Origin of the sequence: Rhodosalinus sp. (genome assembly GCF_046542825.1) — a bacterium.
Lineage (GTDB): Bacteria > Pseudomonadota > Alphaproteobacteria > Rhodobacterales > Rhodobacteraceae > Rhodosalinus.
Genome location: NZ_JBKHAQ010000056.1, coordinates 1 through 18,343, shown reverse-complemented (window position 1 = coordinate 18,343; position 18,343 = coordinate 1). Strand labels below are relative to the sequence as shown.

Annotated in this window: 15 protein-coding genes; 7 read left to right on the top strand and 8 right to left on the bottom strand. The window is 67.5% G+C overall.

The features are described 5' to 3' along the window. Positions 1-31 precede the first annotated feature (31 nt). From ACLFOB_RS08920 to ACLFOB_RS08905, 4 genes are all read left to right on the top strand, one after another. Positions 32-1,246, top strand: coding sequence for an N-acetylmuramoyl-L-alanine amidase (locus ACLFOB_RS08920; RefSeq protein ID WP_410925860.1), 1,215 nt, complete (start codon positions 32-34; stop codon positions 1,244-1,246). A 128-nt stretch (positions 1,247-1,374) separates the two neighbouring features. Then, positions 1,375-3,894 carry a penicillin-binding protein 1A gene (locus ACLFOB_RS08915; protein WP_410917682.1) on the top strand — a complete coding sequence of 840 codons (2,520 nt, stop codon included), beginning with the start codon at positions 1,375-1,377 and terminating at the stop codon, positions 3,892-3,894. A 73-nt stretch (positions 3,895-3,967) separates the two neighbouring features. Further along, the gene (prfB, locus tag ACLFOB_RS08910) at positions 3,968-5,095 is read left to right on the top strand and encodes a peptide chain release factor 2 (RefSeq protein WP_410917681.1); all 1,128 of its coding nucleotides are present in this window, start codon (positions 3,968-3,970) and stop codon (positions 5,093-5,095) included. Between the two features lie 76 nt (positions 5,096-5,171). Beyond that, a complete protein-coding gene (locus ACLFOB_RS08905; protein WP_410917680.1) occupies positions 5,172-5,978 on the top strand; it encodes a DUF2189 domain-containing protein in 807 nt (268 codons plus the stop codon). On the opposite strand, the gene ACLFOB_RS08900 is transcribed toward ACLFOB_RS08905, so the two are convergent. From ACLFOB_RS08900 to ACLFOB_RS08885, 4 genes are all read right to left on the bottom strand, one after another. Then, positions 5,975-6,214 (bottom strand): hypothetical protein, encoded by a 240-nt coding sequence (locus tag ACLFOB_RS08900; protein WP_410925859.1) that lies wholly within the window; start codon positions 6,212-6,214, stop codon positions 5,975-5,977. The two genes, ACLFOB_RS08905 and ACLFOB_RS08900, sit on opposite strands and share 4 nt — an antisense overlap. After that, complete coding sequence (locus ACLFOB_RS08895) at positions 6,184-7,341, bottom strand: aromatic ring-hydroxylating oxygenase subunit alpha (RefSeq protein ID WP_410925858.1); 1,158 nt, start codon at positions 7,339-7,341, stop codon at positions 6,184-6,186. Before ACLFOB_RS08895 ends, ACLFOB_RS08900 begins: the two co-directional genes overlap by 31 nt. Before the next feature lie 97 nt (positions 7,342-7,438). Continuing rightward, positions 7,439-8,002 carry an acetolactate synthase small subunit gene (gene ilvN, locus ACLFOB_RS08890; RefSeq protein ID WP_410917677.1) on the bottom strand — a complete coding sequence of 188 codons (564 nt, stop codon included), beginning with the start codon at positions 8,000-8,002 and terminating at the stop codon, positions 7,439-7,441. A gap of 139 nt (positions 8,003-8,141) precedes the next feature. After that, on the bottom strand, positions 8,142-9,899 hold the full coding sequence (locus ACLFOB_RS08885) for an acetolactate synthase 3 large subunit (RefSeq protein WP_410925857.1): 1,758 nt from the start codon (positions 9,897-9,899) through the stop codon (positions 8,142-8,144). A gap of 471 nt (positions 9,900-10,370) precedes the next feature. On the opposite strand from ACLFOB_RS08885, the gene ACLFOB_RS08880 reads away from it, so the two are divergent. The 3 genes from ACLFOB_RS08880 (at position 10,371) to ACLFOB_RS08870 (ending at position 14,888) form a co-directional block, all read left to right on the top strand. Continuing rightward, positions 10,371-11,456, top strand: coding sequence for a TRAP transporter substrate-binding protein (locus ACLFOB_RS08880; RefSeq protein WP_410925856.1), 1,086 nt, complete (start codon positions 10,371-10,373; stop codon positions 11,454-11,456). A gap of 120 nt (positions 11,457-11,576) precedes the next feature. Then, positions 11,577-12,515, top strand: a complete 939-nt coding sequence (locus ACLFOB_RS08875) for a TRAP transporter small permease subunit (RefSeq protein WP_410925855.1) — start codon at positions 11,577-11,579, stop codon at positions 12,513-12,515. Between the two features lie 15 nt (positions 12,516-12,530). Then, a complete protein-coding gene (locus ACLFOB_RS08870) occupies positions 12,531-14,888 on the top strand; it encodes a TRAP transporter large permease (protein WP_410925854.1) in 2,358 nt (785 codons plus the stop codon). Between the two features lie 162 nt (positions 14,889-15,050). On the opposite strand, the gene ACLFOB_RS08865 is transcribed toward ACLFOB_RS08870, so the two are convergent. The 4 genes from ACLFOB_RS08865 to ACLFOB_RS08850 all read right to left on the bottom strand — a co-directional run. Further along, complete coding sequence (locus ACLFOB_RS08865; protein WP_410925853.1) at positions 15,051-15,251, bottom strand: DUF2892 domain-containing protein; 201 nt, start codon at positions 15,249-15,251, stop codon at positions 15,051-15,053. 112 nt (positions 15,252-15,363) lie between these two features. Continuing rightward, positions 15,364-16,236, bottom strand: a complete 873-nt coding sequence (gene mmsB, locus ACLFOB_RS08860) for a 3-hydroxyisobutyrate dehydrogenase (protein ID WP_410925852.1) — start codon at positions 16,234-16,236, stop codon at positions 15,364-15,366. Beyond that, positions 16,233-17,282, bottom strand: coding sequence for an enoyl-CoA hydratase/isomerase family protein (locus ACLFOB_RS08855; RefSeq protein WP_410925851.1), 1,050 nt, complete (start codon positions 17,280-17,282; stop codon positions 16,233-16,235). Before ACLFOB_RS08855 ends, mmsB begins: the two co-directional genes overlap by 4 nt. Continuing rightward, on the bottom strand, positions 17,279-18,343 hold a 1,065-nt coding region (locus ACLFOB_RS08850; RefSeq protein ID WP_410925850.1), incomplete at its 5' end, for an acyl-CoA dehydrogenase family protein. The genes ACLFOB_RS08855 and ACLFOB_RS08850, both read right to left, overlap by 4 nt.

Here is an 18,343-nt window from a genome sequence, read left to right as displayed (position 1 = left end):
TTGCCAAACGGGGCCGGGCAGGGCTGACGAGATGCGATGGATGGCGACACTGGCGCTGGCACTCGCGCTTTTCGCGGGGGCGGCTGCGGCACAGCCGCAGGGCGGGCTGGCGCGCGCCCTGCCGGAGGCGAGCGGCGCGGAGGCCCGGGGCGAGGGCGTGATCCTCACCCTTGAGCTGACGCAGGGCGTGCCCTGGCGCGTTTTTACCCTCTCCGATCCCGACCGGCTTGTGCTCGACTTCCGCGAGGTGGACTGGAGCGCCCTTTCGCCGAAAGCCTTCGCGGCCCCCGGCCTCGCCGACGTGCGCTTCGGTGCCTTCCGCGAAGGCTGGTCGCGGCTGGTGGCCGACCTCGACCGCCCGCTGGGCGTGGCCGAGGCGGGGCTGTCGGTCAGCGACCTGACCGGACGGGCCAGCCTTGCCGTCTATCTGGAGCCCGTCACACGGGAGGCGTTCGACGCGACTGCAGGCGCGCCGCGCGACCCGCGCTGGGATCTGCCGGAGCCCGCCGCGGTGGAGGCCGCGCGGCGCAGTTCCGGCGAGGACCGGCCGCTGCGGGTGGTGCTCGACCCCGGGCACGGCGGCATCGACCCAGGCGCCGAGGCGGGCGACGTGAACGAGGCGCGCCTGATGCTGACCTTCGCGCGCGAGCTGCGCGAGGTGCTGCTGCGCGCGGGCTTCGAGGTGGCGCTCACGCGCGAGGCGGATGTCTTCGTCTCGCTTGAGCGGCGCGTCGCCATCGCGCGCCAGGTCGAGGCGGACATCTTCATCTCGCTGCATGCCGATTCGCTGGCATCCGGCGTGGCGCATGGCGCGACGGTCTACACCCTGTCGGCCAGCGCCTCTGATGCGGCCTCTGCCGCGCTGGCCGAACGGCACAACCGCGCCGACCTGCTGGCCGGCCTCGACCTGACCGGCACGGATGACGTGGTGGCCAACGTGCTGATGGACCTTGCCCGGCTCGAGACTCAGCCGCGCGCCGATGCGCTCGCCCGCAAGCTCGTGGACAGCATCCGGACGGCCACGGGGCACGTCAACTCGCGCCCGCTGCGCTCCGCGGGTTTTTCCGTGCTCAAGGCGGCCGACATCCCCTCTGTCCTGCTGGAGGCGGGATTCCTGTCAACGCCGGAGGATCTGATGAACCTCGAGGATCCGGCGTGGCGGGCGCGGCTGGCGGAGGGCGTGCGTGACGGGCTCACGGCCTGGGCAGCGGAGGACGCGGCGCAGGCGGCGCTGCGGCGGCGGTGATCCGCCGCCCGTCGCCGTGGTCATTTGCGCCGGCGTGTGGCGGTCACATATCGGGGATGATGTGCGCGCGCTTTTGACCGCTGCGCCGCGCGGGTATAACAAGGCGGCCACAGAGGCGGGAGCGCAGCTTGCTCAGGTTCATCCTTTCCTTCTTCGGGGCGATCTTCAGTTTCCTAACGCTGGGGCTGATGGTGGTGGCGCTGTCGATCGGCGGCGTATTCTGGGTCTATGGTCGCGACCTGCCCAGCCACGAAAGCCTCGCCCGGTACCAGCCGCCGACGATCAGCCGCATCTATTCCGTCGAGGGCGAGATCGTGGACGAATTCGCGCGCGAGCGCCGTCTCTTCGCCCCTGCCGAAGAGATCCCGGACCTCGTCAAGCACGCCTTCATCTCGGCCGAGGACAAGAACTTCTACCGGCATGGCGGCTACGACGCCCGCGGCATCGCGGTCGCCATCTACGAGGCCGTGCAGACGCGCGGCGAGTCGGTGCGCGGGGCCTCGACCATCACGCAGCAGGTGATGAAGAACTTCCTGCTCTCAGGCGACCGGCGGATCGAGCGCAAGATCAAGGAAATCATCCTTGCCACCCGGCTGGAGCAAACGCTGTCGAAGGAGGATATTCTCGAGCTATATCTAAACGAGATCTATCTCGGGCAGAATTCCTATGGCGTGATGTCCGCGGCGCAGACCTTCTTCAACAAGACGCTGCGCGAACTCGCCCCGCACGAGGCGGCGACGCTCGCCGCGCTGCCCAAGGCGCCTTCGGACTACCACCCGGTGCGCAACGCCGAGCGGCTGCTGGCGCGGCGCAACTTCGTGCTGAGGGAGATGTACGAGAACGGCTATCTTGACCGCGCCACATGGGAGCGCGAGCGCGAGATGCCGCTGCGCACAGTCATGGCCGGCGACTTCGACAGCTTCCGCGCGAAGCTGCCGCCGCGCGACTATCCCACCGACGAGATCCGCCGCCAGCTTTCCCGCGATTTTGGCGAGGAGCAGTTCTTTACCGGCGGCTTGACCGTGCGCGCCACCATCGACCCGGAGATGCAGGAGGTCGCGGCCATCGCGCTGCGCCGCAAGCTCGAGGACTACGACCGCGAGCGCGGGCAGTGGCGCGGCACGGGCGAACGCATCGACCCCGCGCTGCTCGACGACGAATCCGCCTGGCGCGAGGCGCTGGCTTCGGCGGATGTGCCGCGCGACATCGTGCTCGACGGCGAATGGCTGCCTGCGGTGGTGCTGTCGATCGAGGAGCAGCGCCTGCTGGTCGGCATCGAGGGCGTGCCCTTTTCCGGCGATGCGCCCATCGCGATCCCGCGCGAGGACATCGGCTGGCTGCGCGGCGACTTCTTCGACAATTTCGAGCGCGGCGACGTGGTCCTGGTCCGGCGCATGACGCGCGACGAGGACGACAGCTTCGTGCGCTGGACGCTGCGGCAGGTGCCCGAGGTGCAGGGCGCCTTCATGGCGATGGACGTGAACACCGGCCGCGTGATCGCCATGCAGGGGGGCTTTTCCTACCAGGACTCGGTCTTCAACCGCACGACGCAGGCGCAACGGCAACCCGGCTCTTCCCTGAAGCCCTTCGTCTTTGCAGCGGCGCTCGATTCGGGCTATTCGCCTGCGACCATCGTGGTGGATGCGCCCATCGAGGTGGACACGCCGCAGGGCGTCTGGCGCCCCCGCAACGCCTCGAACCAGTTCTACGGTCCCACGCCGCTGCGCACCGGGATCGAGCAGTCGCGGAACCTGATGACCGTGCGACTCGCGGAAGAGGTGGGCATGGACACCGTGGCGCGTTACGCCGAGCGCTTCGGCGTCTACGATGACATGGGCCGCTACCTGGCAAACGCGCTGGGCTCGGACGAGACGACGCTCTACCGCATGGTGGCTGCCTACGCGATGTTCGCCAACGGCGGCGAACGGGTCGAGCCCACGCTGGTCGACCGGATCCAGGACCGCTACGGCGAGACCATCTACCGCCATGACGAGCGCGATTGCGTGGACTGCGCCGAGCCTGAGCTGAGCGCCGGCTACGGGCCCCGCATCGTGTCGGACCGCTGGCGCGTGATGGACGCGATAACGGCCTATCAGCTCACCTCGATGATGACCGGCGTGGTCGAGCGCGGGACAGCGGCCAGGACCGTCAACCTGCCGGTGCCCACGGCGGGCAAGACGGGCACCACCAACGAAGCGCGCGACGTCTGGTTCGTGGGCTTCACCTCGAATATCGTGGCGGGCTGCTACATCGGCTACGACCAGCCCCGGCCGTTGGGCGGCGGCGCCTCGGGCGGTGGATTCTGCGGGCCGGTGTTCAACGAGTTCATGCAGGAGGCGGTCGAGAAATACGGCGGCGGCGAGTTCGAGGTGCCCGAGGGCGGCCGTTTCATCAAGATCGACCGCTTCACTGGCGCGCGCCTGCCCGACGATGCCTCCGGTCCCAACGTGGTGGCGGAATACTTCCGAGAGGGCGAAGAGCCGGTCTTCGGCGTGATGTTCGACGGCGGCTTCGCGATGGGCAGCGATTTCGACATGATCCGCCCGGACGGCGAGGGGGGGCGGGAGGTCACCACATCCTCGGGCGGCAGGGCCGTGGTGGGCCCGCGCGCGAGCTTCGGCTCGATGAGTTCGGGCGGCCTCTACTGAGCGCCGCCTTGCCCGCGCGCCGCCGCTCGCATATCTAGCCCATCTGGACTTTCCTGACTTTCGGGGTTTGCGCATGCGTGCCGAGGCACAGAACGCGGTGGAAGAAATCGAGAAATCTCTGGCGCTTCTGCGGCAGCGGATGGGGTGGGAGACCGCCCGCCACCGGCTGGAGGAATTCGATGCGCGCGTCGAGGATCCCGATCTGTGGAACGATCCCGAGCGCGCGCAGAAGCTGATGCGCGAACGGCAGATGCTGGTGGACCAGATCCGCACGGTCGAGGAGATCGGCCAGCAGCTTTCCGACAACGTCGAACTGATCGAGATGGGCGAGGCCGAAGGCGACGCCGATGTCGTGTCAGAGGCCGAGGCCGCGCTGATGCAGCTTGCGCAGACGGCGCGCGCCCGGGAACTCGAGGCGCTGCTCGACGGCGAGGCGGACAGCAACGACACCTATCTGGAAATCCATGCAGGTGCCGGAGGAACCGAAAGCTGCGACTGGGCCGCGATGCTGGCGCGGATGTACGTCCGCTGGGCCGAAAAGCGCGGCTACAAGGTCGAACTCACGTCCGAGAACCCGGGCGAAGAGGCGGGGATAAAGTCCGCAACCTACAAGATCAGCGGCCCCAACGCTTATGGCTGGCTGAAGTCGGAGTCGGGTGTTCACCGCCTGGTGCGCATTTCGCCCTACGACAGTTCGGCCCGGCGGCACACCTCGTTCAGCTCGGTCTGGGTCTATCCGGTGGTGGACGACAACATCGAGATCGAGGTGAACCCGAGCGACATCCGCGTCGATACCTTCCGCAGCTCCGGCGCGGGCGGCCAGCACGTCAACACCACCGACTCGGCGGTGCGGATCACGCATATCCCGACCGGGATCGTCGTGACCAGTTCGGAAAAGTCGCAGCACCAGAACCGCGACATCGCCATGAAGGCGCTGAAATCGCGGCTCTACCAGATGGAGCTCGACCGCCGGAACGAGGCGGTCCAGGCCAGCCACGAGGCCAAGGGCGAGGCCGGCTGGGGCAACCAGATCCGCTCTTACGTCCTCCAGCCCTACCAGATGGTGAAGGACCTGCGCACCAATCACGAGACCTCGGATACCAAGGGCGTGCTCGACGGCGATCTCGACGGTTTCATGGCCGCCGTGCTGGCGCAGGACGCAGCCGGCAAGAGCCGCAGCGAGGCGCAGGCCGAGGCGTGAGCGCCGCAGGGCGCTTGATCTTCGCGCCCGTCCCCTGTTCTCATTGCGACAGGAGGCCGCAGGGAAGGGGAGGCCGATGCAGGAGGAGACGCCGCCGCTCGGAGTGCCACCCCTCGGGCGGGTCAGCACGACCATGCTGCGCGAGGCGCTGGCCCGCGGCTGGAGGGATTTCAGGCGCGCCCCGCAATACGGGCTGGGCTTCGCCGCGGCCTATGTACTTGCCGGCTGGCTGATGGTGCTGATCACGCAATGGACCGGGCAGACCTACTGGCTGGTCTTCGCGGCGATCGGCTTTCCGCTCATCGGTCCCTTCGCCGCGACCGGGATCTACGAGGTGAGCCGCCGGCTGGAGGCCGGCCGCCCGCTCGACTGGCCCGGCGTCGCCGGCGTCGTCCTGCGCCAGAGCAAGCGTCAGATGCCGTCGATGTCGGCCATCATCATCATCGTCTTCCTGTTCTGGTTCTTCCTCGCGCACATGATCTTTGCCCTCTTCATGGGGCTGTCGACGATGACCAACGTCTCGACCAGCTACGAGATCTATTTCACGCCGAACGGCATCGCGATGCTGGCGGTGGGCACCCTGGTGGGCGCGGGGTTCGCCACGGTGCTCTACGCGATCACGGTGATCGCTCTGCCGCTCTTGCTGGATCGAGAGGTGGATTTCGTCACCGCGATGATCACCAGCTTCCAGACGGTGACCGCGAATCCGCTGCCGATGCTGGGCTGGGCGATCCTGATCGCGGTGGTGACCTTCGTTGCGCTGGTCCCCTGGTTCCTTGGCCTGCTGGTGGCGCTGCCGCTGCTGGGGCACGCCTCATGGCATCTCTACAGCCTGCTCAAGGCTGAAGGGGCGGCAGGTCTGCCGGCAGGCGAGCCCGCCTAGGCCTCGCGCCCCTCGGCCTTGAGGCGGGCGTGGAGCGCCGCGGCCTCCGGCGCGCCGGCTTCCAGCGCGAAGACATAGGCATGGGTCAGGTAGAAGCCGGCGGCATCCGGGTCCGGCGCGCGCTCTGCCGCCTGCGCGTAGAGACGGATCAGCGCCGCCCGGTCGCCCGCCGCATGCGCGGCGCGCAGCGCAGCGTCCAGCCCGCTCACTCCGCGGCCCGTGCCGTCCCGCGCCATGCCTCGATGCGGCCTGCGGCCCAGTCGTGGAAGCAATGCGTGGGCCCGTCCATCGCCGGGCTGAAGCGCCCGCCGTCGAAGCCCGCCGCATGCCGGCCGCGCTGCATCCCCTCGACCACGAAGATGTCCTCGGCGAAGACCTCCTGCCACTGCGCGGTGTTCTTCGCGCGCAGCGCCGCCTCCGTGCCCTCTTCGGGATAGAACAGGTGAACACGCTCCAGCGTGCGCTCCGGCCCCTCAGGGATCAGCAGGATGGCAAAGGCATGGTCGCGGTGCACGCCCAGGAGCACGTTGGGATAGACCGCCAGATACTCGGCCGCCGTCTCCCAGGCGGGCGAAAGGCCGGGGAAGTCGGGAAAGACCTCGCCGCTCTCGCCGCGCAACTGGCGATAGACCCGCGTCCCCTGTCCCGAGAAGCGGCCCGGCGCCTCGATGTTGTAGTGATCCTCCAGCCGCGAATAGCTGTTGAGCCCCGGATGCACCCATGGCAGGTGATAGCTTTCGCAGTAGTTCTCCACCGCCAGCTTCCAGTTCGCCTGCACCGACAGGGCCCAGCGACTGTCCTCGCCGCCGTGCACCCAGTCGCGGTCGAACTCCGCCCAGCGCGCCAGAAGCTTCGCCATCGCCGCCTCGAAGGGCGGCGCATCGCCCGAGAGGTTGACCCAGACCACCCCGAAGCGCAGCGCGCTGCGCAGCTCCACCAGCCCCAGCTCGTCGCGCCGGATCGCGTCATGCGTGTTGCGGCCCGGCCCGCCCACATGCGGGGTTGAAACCAGCCGCCCGTCGGTGGCGTAGCACCACGAATGATAGGGGCAGCGGATCGCGCCCTCGATCCGCCGCGGCTCGGACACAAGGATCATGCCCCGGTGACGGCAGGTGTTGAGAAAGACGCGCACCGCGCCCGCCCGGTCGCGGATCAGCAGGAGCGGCATGCCCATGAAGTCGATCGGCACCGCATCTCCCGGCTGCGGCACGTCGGCCGCCACCGCAAGACCCGCCCATTGCGAGAACAAGAGCGCCTCGCGTTCCTCGGCATGGAGCGCAGGGTCGATGTAATGCGCGTTGGGCAGGCCCTGCGCCTCGGCGACGGGGCGGCGCACGGCGGACAGGTCGGTGACGGCGGGCATGGGCGCTCTCCTCGCAGGGTGACGCGAGGATAGGGATCGGGCGGCGGCGCGCGCGCCTCTTTGCGACCTCAGTTTTCCGGGGCCGACACCCGCGTGCTCACACGGCCCCGCGCGACAGCGCCGCGATGCCGGTGCGCGCCATCTCGATCAGGCCCAGGGGCCGCATCAGTTCGGCGAAGGCGTCGATCTTCTCCGGCGTGCCGGTGATCTGGAAGACGAAGCTCTCCAGGGTCGAATCCACCACGTTGGCGCGGAAGATGTCGGCAAGGCGCAGCGCTTCGACCCGCTTCTCGCCCTGGCCCGCGACCTTGAAGAGCGCCAGTTCCCGCTCCACCGCGCGGCCCTCGACGGTCAGGTCGTGCACCTCGTGCACCGGCACGATCCGGCCCAGCTGCGCCTTGATCTGCTCGATCACCTGCGGCGTGCCGGTGGTGACGATGGTGATGCGGCTCAGGTGGCCGGTGTGGTCCACCTCGGCCACGGTCAGGCTCTCGATGTTGTAGCCGCGCCCGGAGAACAGCCCGATCACCCGCGCCAGTACGCCGGGCTCGTTGTCCACCAGCACGGCCAGCGTGTGCCGTTCCTGAACGTCAGAGAAAGTGGGCCGCAGGTTGTAGGCCGAATGCTTGCTCGACCCTTTCTTGATCTTCAGTGCGGACATCTGCTCGCTTCCCTCGTTTCCGCCGCGGCGCTTCGTCGGGCTTGCCGCGCCCCGGTTCTTCCTCTTGCCGGAAATACCCTCGGGGGGTGAATTCGCCGCAGGCGAAGAGGGGGGCAGACAGCCCCCCTCGGCCCGCGTCTCACACCAGCACCGATCCCTTCGCGTCGATCGCACCCTGCGTCTCCGCCTCGCCCAGCAGCATCTCGTTGTGCGCCCTGCCCGACGGGATCATCGGGAAGCAGTTCTCGTGCTTCTCGACGAGGCAGTCGAAGATCACCGGTCCGTCGTGGGCCAGCATCTCGGCGATGGCATCGTCCAGATCGGCCGGGTCGTCGCACCTGATGCCCTTGCAGCCGAAGGCCTCGGCGAGCTTGACGAAATCGGGCAGCGCCTCGGACCAGGAATGCGAATAGCGTTCGCCGTGCAGCAGCTCCTGCCACTGGCGCACCATGCCGAGCCGCTCGTTGTTGAGGATGAACTGCTTGACCGGCAGGCGATACTGCACCGCCGTGCCCATCTCCTGCATGTTCATCAGCCAGGATGCCTCGCCCGCCACGTTGATCACCAGCGCGTCCGGGTGTGCCACCTGAACGCCGATCGAGGCGGGGAAGCCGTAGCCCATGGTCCCGAGCCCGCCGGAGGTCATCCAGAGGTTGGGCGCCTCGAAGCCCAGGTATTGCGCCGCCCACATCTGGTGCTGGCCCACCTCGGTGCAGATGTAGCGGTCCGCACGATGCTTCGTCAGCGCCTCCAGGCGTGTGAGCGCGTGCTGGGGCTTGATCGTCCGTTCCGAGGGCTTGAAGGCAAGGCAGTCGGTCTTGCGCCAGTCCTCGATCCGTGCCCACCAATTCGCCACCGCCTCGCGGTTCACCTTGCCGCCGCGCGCCTTCCAGACCGCGAGGATGTCCTCGAGCACATGGGCGATGTCGCCCACGATGGGAAAGTCGGTCTTGACCACCTTGTTGATCGAGGAGGGGTCGATATCGACATGCGCCTTCTTCGACTGCGGCGAGAAGGCGTCGATGCGGCCCGTGATCCGGTCGTCGAAGCGCGCGCCCAGGTTGATCATCAGGTCGCAGCCGTGCATCGCCATGTTGGCTTCGTAGAGGCCGTGCATCCCCAGCATCCCAAGCCAGTTCGCGCCCGACGCCGGGTAGGCACCCAGTCCCATCAGCGTCGAGGTGATGGGAAAACCGGTGGCCTCGACCAGCTCGCGCAGCAGCCGGCTGGCCGCGGGGCCGGCGTTGATGACGCCGCCGCCGGTGTAGAAGATCGGGCGCTCCGCGCGCTCGATCGCGGCGACCAGATCGGTGATCCCCTCGATGTCGCCCTTCACCTGCGGCTGATAGTGACCGAGCTTCGCCTTGGAGGGTGGCGTGTAGCTGGCGGTGGCGAACTGCACGTCCTTGGGGATGTCCACCAGAACCGGGCCGGGCCGGCCGTTCGTGGCGACATGGAACGCCTCGTGGATCGTTCCGGAAAGCCGCGCGGGATCCTTCACCAGCCAGTTGTGCTTGGTGCAGGCGCGCGTGATGCCGACGGTGTCCGCTTCCTGAAAGGCGTCCGATCCGATCAGGAACGTGGGCACCTGGCCCGTCAGCACCACGATCGGGATGGAATCCATCAGCGCATCCGTCAGCCCGGTGACGGAGTTGGTCGCGCCGGGGCCCGAGGTGACCAGCACCACGCCCGGCTTGCCGGTGGAGCGCGCGTAGCCTTCGGCGGCGTGCACCGCGCCCTGTTCGTGCCGGACGAGGATGTGGCGGATGTCGTTCTGCTGGAAAAGCTCGTCGTAGATCGGCAGCACCGCGCCGCCCGGGTATCCGAATACCGTGTCCACGCCCTGATCCCTCAGTGCCTGGACCACCATCTTCGCTCCGGTCATCGCCTTGGTCATGCCGTCACTCCACTTCGGCAGTTGCATCGGTGCGGTCGGCGCCGCGCACAAAAAAGCCCCCGTCGATCCGATCGGGGGCGCATGGGGATCCCTGAGGGTGTCCGGCTTACCGGCCCATGCGCCACATGTCCAAGGATACGATTGCGGGTGCCATCCGGCGCTCTCCTTCCACTCGCGGCGACCTATACATGTGCGTGCCGGGCCGTCAACCGGAAATCCCGGAGAAAATGTCGCAAAAGACACCCTTCGCGACACATTCTTTCGCCTGTGCCACCGGCAGCGCAGCGACCCTTGCCCGCTGGCCTTTGTCGGCCTGACGAGCGCAGGCCGGAATTGGCTTGATTTCCGCTGCGACACCCGAAAAAAATGTGTTCCAAAGCGACCGATCGGCGGCTAGTGTCCGCGCCACGGTTCGACGGCCCGCATCCGAAAGAGGCGCGGCCATCCACTCAATGGGAGGACACAGTCACAATGGATCGTCGATCTTTTCTTCGCACCTCTGCCGTCGGCGGCACGGCTGCGGCAGCCAGTTCGCTTGCGGCGCCCGCGATCGCGCAGGGCAACCGCACGCTGACCTTCGTCACGACCTGGGGTCGGGGCCTCGCCGGCGTTCACGACAGCGCGCAGTATTGCGCGGATTCGATCACGGCGCTGACCGACGGCAGCCTCACGGTCGATCTCAAGGCGGGCGGCGAGCTCGTGGGCGCCTTCGAGGTGTTCGATGCCGTCTCTGCCGGTCAGGCCGACATGTATCACGGTGTGGACTACTACTTCCTCGGCCAGCATCCGGCGCTCTCGTTCTTCTCGCAGATCCCCTTCGGGATGACGTTCCAGGAATTCAATAACTGGTTCTACCATGACGGCGGCCAGGAGCTCGCGGACGAGCTCTATTCGATCTTCGGCCTGAAGGCGTTCCCGGCCGGGAACACCGGCCCGCAGTCGGGCGGCTGGTTCAGCAAGGAGATCAACTCGCCCAGCGACTTCGAGGGCCTGCGTTTCCGGATGCCGGGGCAGGGCGGCCAGGTGCTGGGCAAGCTGGGCGCAAGCGTTCAGAACCTGCCGGGTGCGGAAGTCTATCAGGCGCTCGCCTCCGGCGCGATCGACGGGACCGAGTGGATCGGCCCCTGGGCGGACGAGGCCGCGGGCTTCCAGGAGGTCGCGAAGATCTACTATCCTTCCGGCTTCCACGAGCCGGGCCCGAACCTGAACCTCGTCGTCTCGCTCGAAGTCTGGGAGGATCTGAGCCGGACGCAGCAGGCCGCGATCGAACAGACCGCCCGCGCATCGAACATCTGGACCATGTCGCTGTTCATGGCCAACAACTCGGCTGCGCTTCAGCGTCTGCAGTCCGAGGGCGTCCAGCTGCGCGAGTTCCCCGACAGCGTCTGGGATGCCTTCGGAAGCGCGGCCGAGGAGGTCGTTCAGGAAAACATGGACGACCCGCTCTATGCCGACTGCTACGACAGCTTCATGGAATCGATGAAGAGTTCGGCAGGCTGGAGCAGCCGCTCGGAGCAGGTGTTCACCGCCCAGCGGAACCGCGTGCGGGGTCTCTGAGCCTGGACCAAGCCTTTGCCGCGCCCCCGGTGCAGCGGGGGCGCGGCGCTTCGATTTCGGCAGCACGGCGCCCAGGCCGCCGGTGCGTGCCGACCAACCCGGGCCACATCGGTTGCGATCATGGAAGACGCTGACACCACGGGGGCCGGCGGCGCGGTTCTGGACGCGCTTGTCTGGCTGATCACCAACGTCGGGATGGCGTTCTACAATCTCGTCTATGCCGTCACGCATCCGCAACTCTGGCTCGACTGGTCGAACCCGGAGGCGGTGATGCGGGTCGTCTACTACGGCGGCTCGGTCGAGTTCTTCTTCGTCGTCTTCACCACTGTCATCGTTCTGACCGGTCTGGGCATCTGGCGCAGTTCGATCATGTGGGGCGGGGTCATCGCTCTGGAAAGCTTCGCCAACGCGGTCGGTCGTTTCTTTGCCTGGGCCGGGCTGATCATGGTGATCCAGCAGATCGTGATCGTCTTCGTGCAGCGGATCTTCGCAGCCTCGCAGATCACGCTCGGCTTCGGCAAGGCAATGACCTTCGACGTGTCCTGGTGGTCCGAGGAACTCAAGCTCTACAACGCGATGGTCGTCGCACTCTGCGTCAGCTACACCTTCGTGCAGCACGGGCATGTGCGGGTGGATCTTTTCTACTCCACCGCCCGCTTCCGCACGAAGAAGGTCGTCGACATGCTCGGCGCCGTCTTCTTCATGCTTCCCACGGCGATCGTCGTCTGGATGTACGGCTGGTACTTCCTGTGGCGCCACCTGATCACGCCCAAGCCCTCGGCTGGAGAGGATCTGGACCGCCTGCTGATGAAGGCCCGGGCCTTCCGGTGGAACGTCGAGACCATCGGTTTCAGCCCCAACGGCTTCAACGCCTACTTCCTCTTCAAGGTGCTCTTGGTGGCCTTCGCCGGTCTCGTGTTCCTGCAGGCGGTCGCGGTGTTCTGGCGATCCTGGCAGGAGTTCCGCGAAGGCGAGGCGAGCGAGGGCAGATACCTCGACCGCGACCGGCTGGACCCGACGATGCCGGAAAGCGCCGAGCACGTATTCGAATCACGCTGAGGGGCGGGAACACACATGCTTTTCGGACTCGATGGCGTCGAGATCGGCCTGATCATCGTCTTTCTCTGTCTCTTCGCCGGGATCCTTTCGGGCTTTCCGGTGGCTTTCGCCATCGCGGGCGCCGGGGTCATCTCCTTCGCGATCATCGCGGCGCTCGACAGCGCGGGCCTGTTGATCCATCAGGCGATCGACACCGGGTCACAGGCCTATAACGACCTGATCCAGCAGGGCGTCCGGCAGGACAACATATCCGTTTTCCGATACCCCGAGCTACCGAGGGTCGAGGTGCCGGTCTTTCCCCAGGGCTGGGAAACGGCCGTCGACCGCAACATCAGCTTCATCGTCAACCGCATCAACGAACGGGTGCTCGCGGGGCAGTCGATCGAGACGCTGCTCGCGGTGCTGATGTTCGTGATGATGGGCATCACGCTCGAACGCTCGAGGATCGCCGAGGAACTGCTGACCACCATGGCGCGCGTCTTCGGCCCGCTGCCCGGCGGGCTTGCTGTGTCCATCGTGGTGGTGGGCGCCTTCCTCGCGGCCTCGACCGGCATCGTCGGTGCGACTGTGGTCACCATGGGCCTGCTCGCGCTGCCCACGATGCTGCGCGCAGGCTACTCGCCGCAGCTGTCCACGGGCGTGATCGCCGCCTCGGGCACGCTAGGGCAGATCATCCCGCCCTCGATCGTGATCGTGCTTCTGGGCACGCTGGCGGGCGACCTCTATGCCGCTGCGCAGGAGGAGCGCGCGCAGAGCCTGGGCTGCCGCGACGCGCTGACGCTACTTGGCGAGCCGGCGGTCGTCTCGGTGGGCACGCTGTTTCAGGCGGCGCTGCTGCCAGGCATCCTGCTGGCGGTCCTCTACGGCGCCTACGCCTTCGGCTTCGCGCTCTTCAATCCCGCGAAGGCCCCGCCGGTGGAGATGGGGGATGCAACAGGCGGCGAGCCGACGACCCCCGCAGAACGCTGGACCTGGTTCGCCGCGGTGCCCGGTGCGTTGATCGCGCTGGTGATCCTGTCGGGTCAGATCGGCCTTGTCGGCAGCCAGGACGTGAGCGTCGAACGCTTCACCGAGCGCGAGGCAGGGGCCTCGCTGCGAACGAACGTGTCCGAGGACTGCCAGGAGGCCATGATCGAGGTGCACGGGCAGGACGCCTGGGATGCCGCCGTGATTCAGCAGGCCCTGATAGATGCCGAAGGCGGAGTTGCGGAATCGGTCGAGCTGACCGAGGACGAGCTTGCGGAGTTGCGCGCGCAGCGCATCGCGGATGCCGCCCCCGTCGGCACCGGGATCGCCGTGGGCTTTCTGCTGATCGCGCTGGTGCTGACCACGGCACGCGGCATCGCGCCCTCCGCCGACCCGATGCCGATCGCCATCGGGCTGCTCGGCGTCGGCCTTGCCATCCTGATCGACGTGATCGCGATCTCGCCGACGACCTCTCCGGGCGTGACTTTCCTGTTGCTCGCGATACCCATCGCGCTGGCGGTCTACGGGATGCGACACGCCGTCGCGCGGCTCGCGACGAACGATCTTTTGCGGGTGGTCTTTCCGCCGCTCGTGCTGATCGTCGCGGTCCTGGGCTCGATCCTCGGCGGCATCACGAACCCGACGCCTGCCGCGGCGCTTGGCGCAGGCGGGGCGATCATGCTTGCCGCCTACCGCAGGCTCCGGGACGAGGATCGTTCTGGCAGGATCATCATCTGGACGAGTTTCGCGCTGATCATCATGCTGCTCGTGGGCGTGAACTTCGACCTGCGCGTGGGCAGGGAGACGGCGAACGCGGAAACCTGGATCGCCTTCATCGTGGCGCAGGCGGCCTATCTCTTCGCGATCTTCGGGCTTTTCTACGCCTGCTTCGTGCTCTGGCGGGGCGGCGTGCTGTCACCGGTCGTGCGCGAGACGGCCAAGGTCACCTCGATGGTCTTCACCATCCTGATCGGCTCGCAGCTGCTGAACCTGGTGCTGATCTCCTTCGGCGGCGAACACTACATCCAGGATTTCCTCAAGAGCTTCGACAGCGAGTACAAGGTCTTCCTTGTCGTGATGCTCGTGCTCTTCCTGCTGGGCTTCGTGCTCGACTTTCTCGAGATCATCTACATCGTGATCCCGATCGTCGGCCCGGTGATCTACGGCGGCAGCTTCGATCCGAAATGGGTGACGATCATGATCGCCGTGAACCTGCAGACCTCGTTCCTGACGCCGCCCTTCGGCTTTGCGCTCTTCTACCTCAGGGGGGTGGCGCCACGCAGCATCACGACAGGACAGATCTACCAGGGCGTGCTGCCCTTCGTGCTGATCCAGGTGCTGGGCCTTGCCATCCTGTGGTTCTTCCCCGATGTCGTGACCATCGTGCCCGACCTGCTTCCCGACTGACACGGATCCCGGGCGCCGCGGCGCCCTGACGGGCAGGTTGTCCCGTGCAGGTTGTTCCGTGCAGGGGTGGCAGGAACAGGTCGCCCGGAGCGGCACACGCCGCCCCGAGGGGTGCACAGGCCAGCGGTCTGCCGGCCCGTTACGCTGGCCGGCGGACAGGCGTTACCGCGTGCCGCAGGTGTTGATGCCGAAGACCTTGTAAAGGCCGCAGGTGCCCAGCAGGCCCGTGGCCAGCGGGACGATCCCGATCAGGTAGAGCCAGCGATAGGCCGCCTCTGTGTCGAGGAAAAAGCCCGCGATCAGCGCGAGCCCGACGACGACGCGCAGCACGCGGTCGATGGTGCCGACATTCTTCGTGAACATGTGTGCCTCCGGTGCAAAGGGGGCCGAACGGCCCTTGAACGCAGACATGCCAAGGGTTGAATGCGACGACATTGATCTGCCGCAAATGTGCCTTTCACGATGCCGTGAACGCTCAGCCCCGCCCGCGCGTCTCGAACCGCGGCAGCATGGCCGAGAAATCGCGGCCCGCGCCGTCCTCTTCCTCGACGAAGCGCGCGTAGAGGTCACAGGCCGCGCGGCCCATCGGCGTGTCGGCATCCGCCGTCTCCGCGGCCTGCATCGCCAGCCGCAGGTCCTTCAGCATCAGGTCGGCGGCGAAGCCGGGCCTGTAGCCATTGTCGGCGGGCGAGGCCGGCCCGACGCCCGGCGCGGGGCAGTAGGTGTTCATCGACCAACTGGAGCCGGAGGAGGTGGAGACCACGTCGAACATCGCCTCGCGCGACAGTCCCAGCTTGTCGGCCAGCGCGAAGGCCTCGCAGGTCACGATCATCGTGGCGCCCAGGATCATGTTGTTGCAGATCTTGGCCGCCTGCCCGTTGCCCGAGGGGCCGCAGTGCACCGCCTTCTTCCCCATCGCGTCGAAGAGCGGCCCGGCCTTGTCGAAGCCGGCCGCGTCGCCGCCCACCATGAAGGTCAGCGTGCCCGCCTCTGCGCCGCCCACGCCGCCGGAGACCGGCGCGTCAAGCGCCGAGAGGCCGGCCGCCTGCGCCTGTTCGGCCACCGCCCGCGCGCTGTCCACGTCGACCGTCGAGCAGTCGAGAAAGACGGCGCCTGGCTCCATCGCCGGCACGATTTCTGCCGCGACCTTCCGCAGGATATCGCCGTTGGGCAGCATGGTGATCACCACCTCCGCGCCGCGCGCGGCCTCGGCCGCTGTCGCGCACAGGGTGACACCCTCGACGCGCACGGCAGCGGTGTCGAAGCCCGCCACATCGTGCCCCGCCCTGACCAGATTGGCCGCCATCGGCGCGCCCATGTTGCCCAGGCCGATGAATCCGATCTTCATCCCTGTCCCTCCTCCCCGAAGTGCAGCGCGTCGTCACCCAGCGGAGCAAGCATCGCCGCGACGTCCTCTTCCCCGAGATGGTCCGGATCGTGGGACCACCGCGGGCTCCGGTCCTTGTCGATGATCGCCGCGCGGATGCCTTCCAGGAAATCGCCATGCTCCATCGCGCGGAAGGTGAAGCGGTATTCCTGCGCCAGCGCATCGCGGATCGTGGCCCGGGGGCGCAGCCGGCGGATCATCTCGACCGCGCAGCCCATCGACAGCGGCGACCCCTTCGCCATCGCCTCCAGCGTCTCGCGCGCGAAATCCGACCCGTCGGCGCGCAGGCTGCTCAGGATGTCGCGCAGTGTCTCACCGTGGAAATGCGCGTCGATCGCTGCCTGCCGCGCCGCAAGCGGGCTGTCGGGCGGGGCTTCCGCGGCGTGCTCCACCGCCGCGCAATCGCCCGACAGGCAAAGCTCTGCCTTCAGCGCCTGCCAGCCCTCTTCCGGCATGTAGCGGTCCGCGAAGCCCGTGTGGATCGCATCGCCCGGTCCCATCCGCGTGCCGGTCATCCCGAGGTATTCGCCCAGACGCCCCGGTGCCCGCGACAGGATCAGCGAGCCGCCCACGTCCGGCACCAGCCCGATGCCGCATTCCGGCATCGCGAGTTTCGCGCTTTCCCCCACGATACGGTGCGACCCGTGACAGCCTACGCCCACGCCGCCACCCATGGTGAACCCGTGCAGGAAGCTGACGACCGGCTTCGAAAACTCCGCCATCCGCGCGTTCATGCGGTATTCGTCCGCCCAGAAGCGGCGGCCGAAGTCGTAATCGCCCGCGGTGCCTGTGCGATACATCGCCGCGATGTCGCCCCCGGCGCAGAAGGCACGCTCGCCCGCGCCATCGATCAGCACCAGCGCCACGTCGCCGTCATCGGCCCAGTCCTTCAGCGCCGCGTCGATCTTCAGGCACATGTCCCATGTCAGCGCGTTGAGCGCCTTGGGCCGGTTCAGCGTGATGCGCCCCGCGCGCCCCTCCTTGCGGATCAGGATATCCTGGCTCACCCGCGCGCCTCCAGCATCTGCCGGCTGACGATCAGACGCATGATCTCGTTGGTGCCTTCGAGGATCTGGTGCACGCGCAGGTCGCGCACGATCTTCTCGATCCCGTAGTCGGCAAGATAGCCGTAGCCGCCGTGCAGTTGCAGGCAGTCGTTCGCCACCTCGAAGGCCGCGTCGGTGACGCAGAGCTTGGCCATCGCGCAGAACTTGGTCGCATCGGGCGCGCGGTTGTCGAGCTTCCACGCCGCCTGCCGCAGGAAGGTGCGCGCCGATTGCAGCTTCACCTCCATCTCGGCAAGCTTGAACTGCAGCGCCTGGAACTGGTCCAGCGTCTTTCCGAACGCCTTTCGCTCTCCCATGTAGGCCAGCGTCGTGTCGAGCGCGGCCTGCGCACCGCCCAGCGCGCTTGCCGCGATGTTCAGCCGCCCGCCGTCGAGCCCCGCCATGGCGTAGGAAAAGCCGTGCCCTTCCTCGCCCATCAGGTTGTCGTGCGGGATGCGGCAGTCGTCGAACTGCACCTGCGCGGTGGGCTGGGACCGCCAGCCCATCTTGTCCTCGAGGCCGCCGAAGGACAGGCCCGGCGTCCCGTCCTCGACGATCACGGTCGAGATGCCCTTCGGCCCCTCGCCCCCCGTGCGGCACATCACGACGTAGACGTCCGAATAGCCGCCGCCCGAGATGAACGCCTTTGTGCCGTTGAGCACATAGCCCTCGTTCGTCCGCTCCGCGCGAGTGCGCAGGGCGGCTGCGTCCGAGCCGGAGCCGGGCTCGGTCAGGCAGTAGGAGAACACCTTTTCCATCGAGCAGAGCGGCGGCAGCCAGCGCGCCCTGGTCTCGTCCGAGCCGAAGGTGTCGATCATGCCGCCGCACATGTTGTGGATCGACAGGAAGGAGCCCACCGACGGGCAGGCCATCGCCAGCGCCTCGAAAACGAGCGTCGCGTCCAGCCGCGTCAGGCCCGAGCCGCCGTGCTCTTCGCTGACGTAGATGCCGGCGAGGCCCAGTTCGGCCACCCTGGGCCAAAGCTCTTTCGGGATCGTGCCCTGCGCCTCCCAGTCGCGCGC

Coding starts and splice junctions, on each gene's coding strand:
- prfB (WP_410917681.1), top strand. CDS start 3,968: ATGCGTGCCGAGGCACAGAACGCGGTGGAAGAAATCGAGAAATCTCTG.
- ACLFOB_RS08880 (WP_410925856.1), top strand. CDS start 10,371: ATGGATCGTCGATCTTTTCTTCGCACCTCTGCCGTCGGCGGCACGGCT.
- ACLFOB_RS08865 (WP_410925853.1), bottom strand. CDS start 15,251: ATGTTCACGAAGAATGTCGGCACCATCGACCGCGTGCTGCGCGTCGTC.
- ACLFOB_RS08900 (WP_410925859.1), bottom strand. CDS start 6,214: ATGGCGCGGGACGGCACGGGCCGCGGAGTGAGCGGGCTGGACGCTGCG.
- ACLFOB_RS08885 (WP_410925857.1), bottom strand. CDS start 9,899: ATGACCAAGGCGATGACCGGAGCGAAGATGGTGGTCCAGGCACTGAGG.
- ACLFOB_RS08920 (WP_410925860.1), top strand. CDS start 32: ATGCGATGGATGGCGACACTGGCGCTGGCACTCGCGCTTTTCGCGGGG.
- ACLFOB_RS08870 (WP_410925854.1), top strand. CDS start 12,531: ATGCTTTTCGGACTCGATGGCGTCGAGATCGGCCTGATCATCGTCTTT.
- ACLFOB_RS08895 (WP_410925858.1), bottom strand. CDS start 7,341: ATGCCCGCCGTCACCGACCTGTCCGCCGTGCGCCGCCCCGTCGCCGAG.
- ACLFOB_RS08875 (WP_410925855.1), top strand. CDS start 11,577: ATGGAAGACGCTGACACCACGGGGGCCGGCGGCGCGGTTCTGGACGCG.
- mmsB (WP_410925852.1), bottom strand. CDS start 16,236: ATGAAGATCGGATTCATCGGCCTGGGCAACATGGGCGCGCCGATGGCG.
- ilvN (WP_410917677.1), bottom strand. CDS start 8,002: ATGTCCGCACTGAAGATCAAGAAAGGGTCGAGCAAGCATTCGGCCTAC.
- ACLFOB_RS08905 (WP_410917680.1), top strand. CDS start 5,172: ATGCAGGAGGAGACGCCGCCGCTCGGAGTGCCACCCCTCGGGCGGGTC.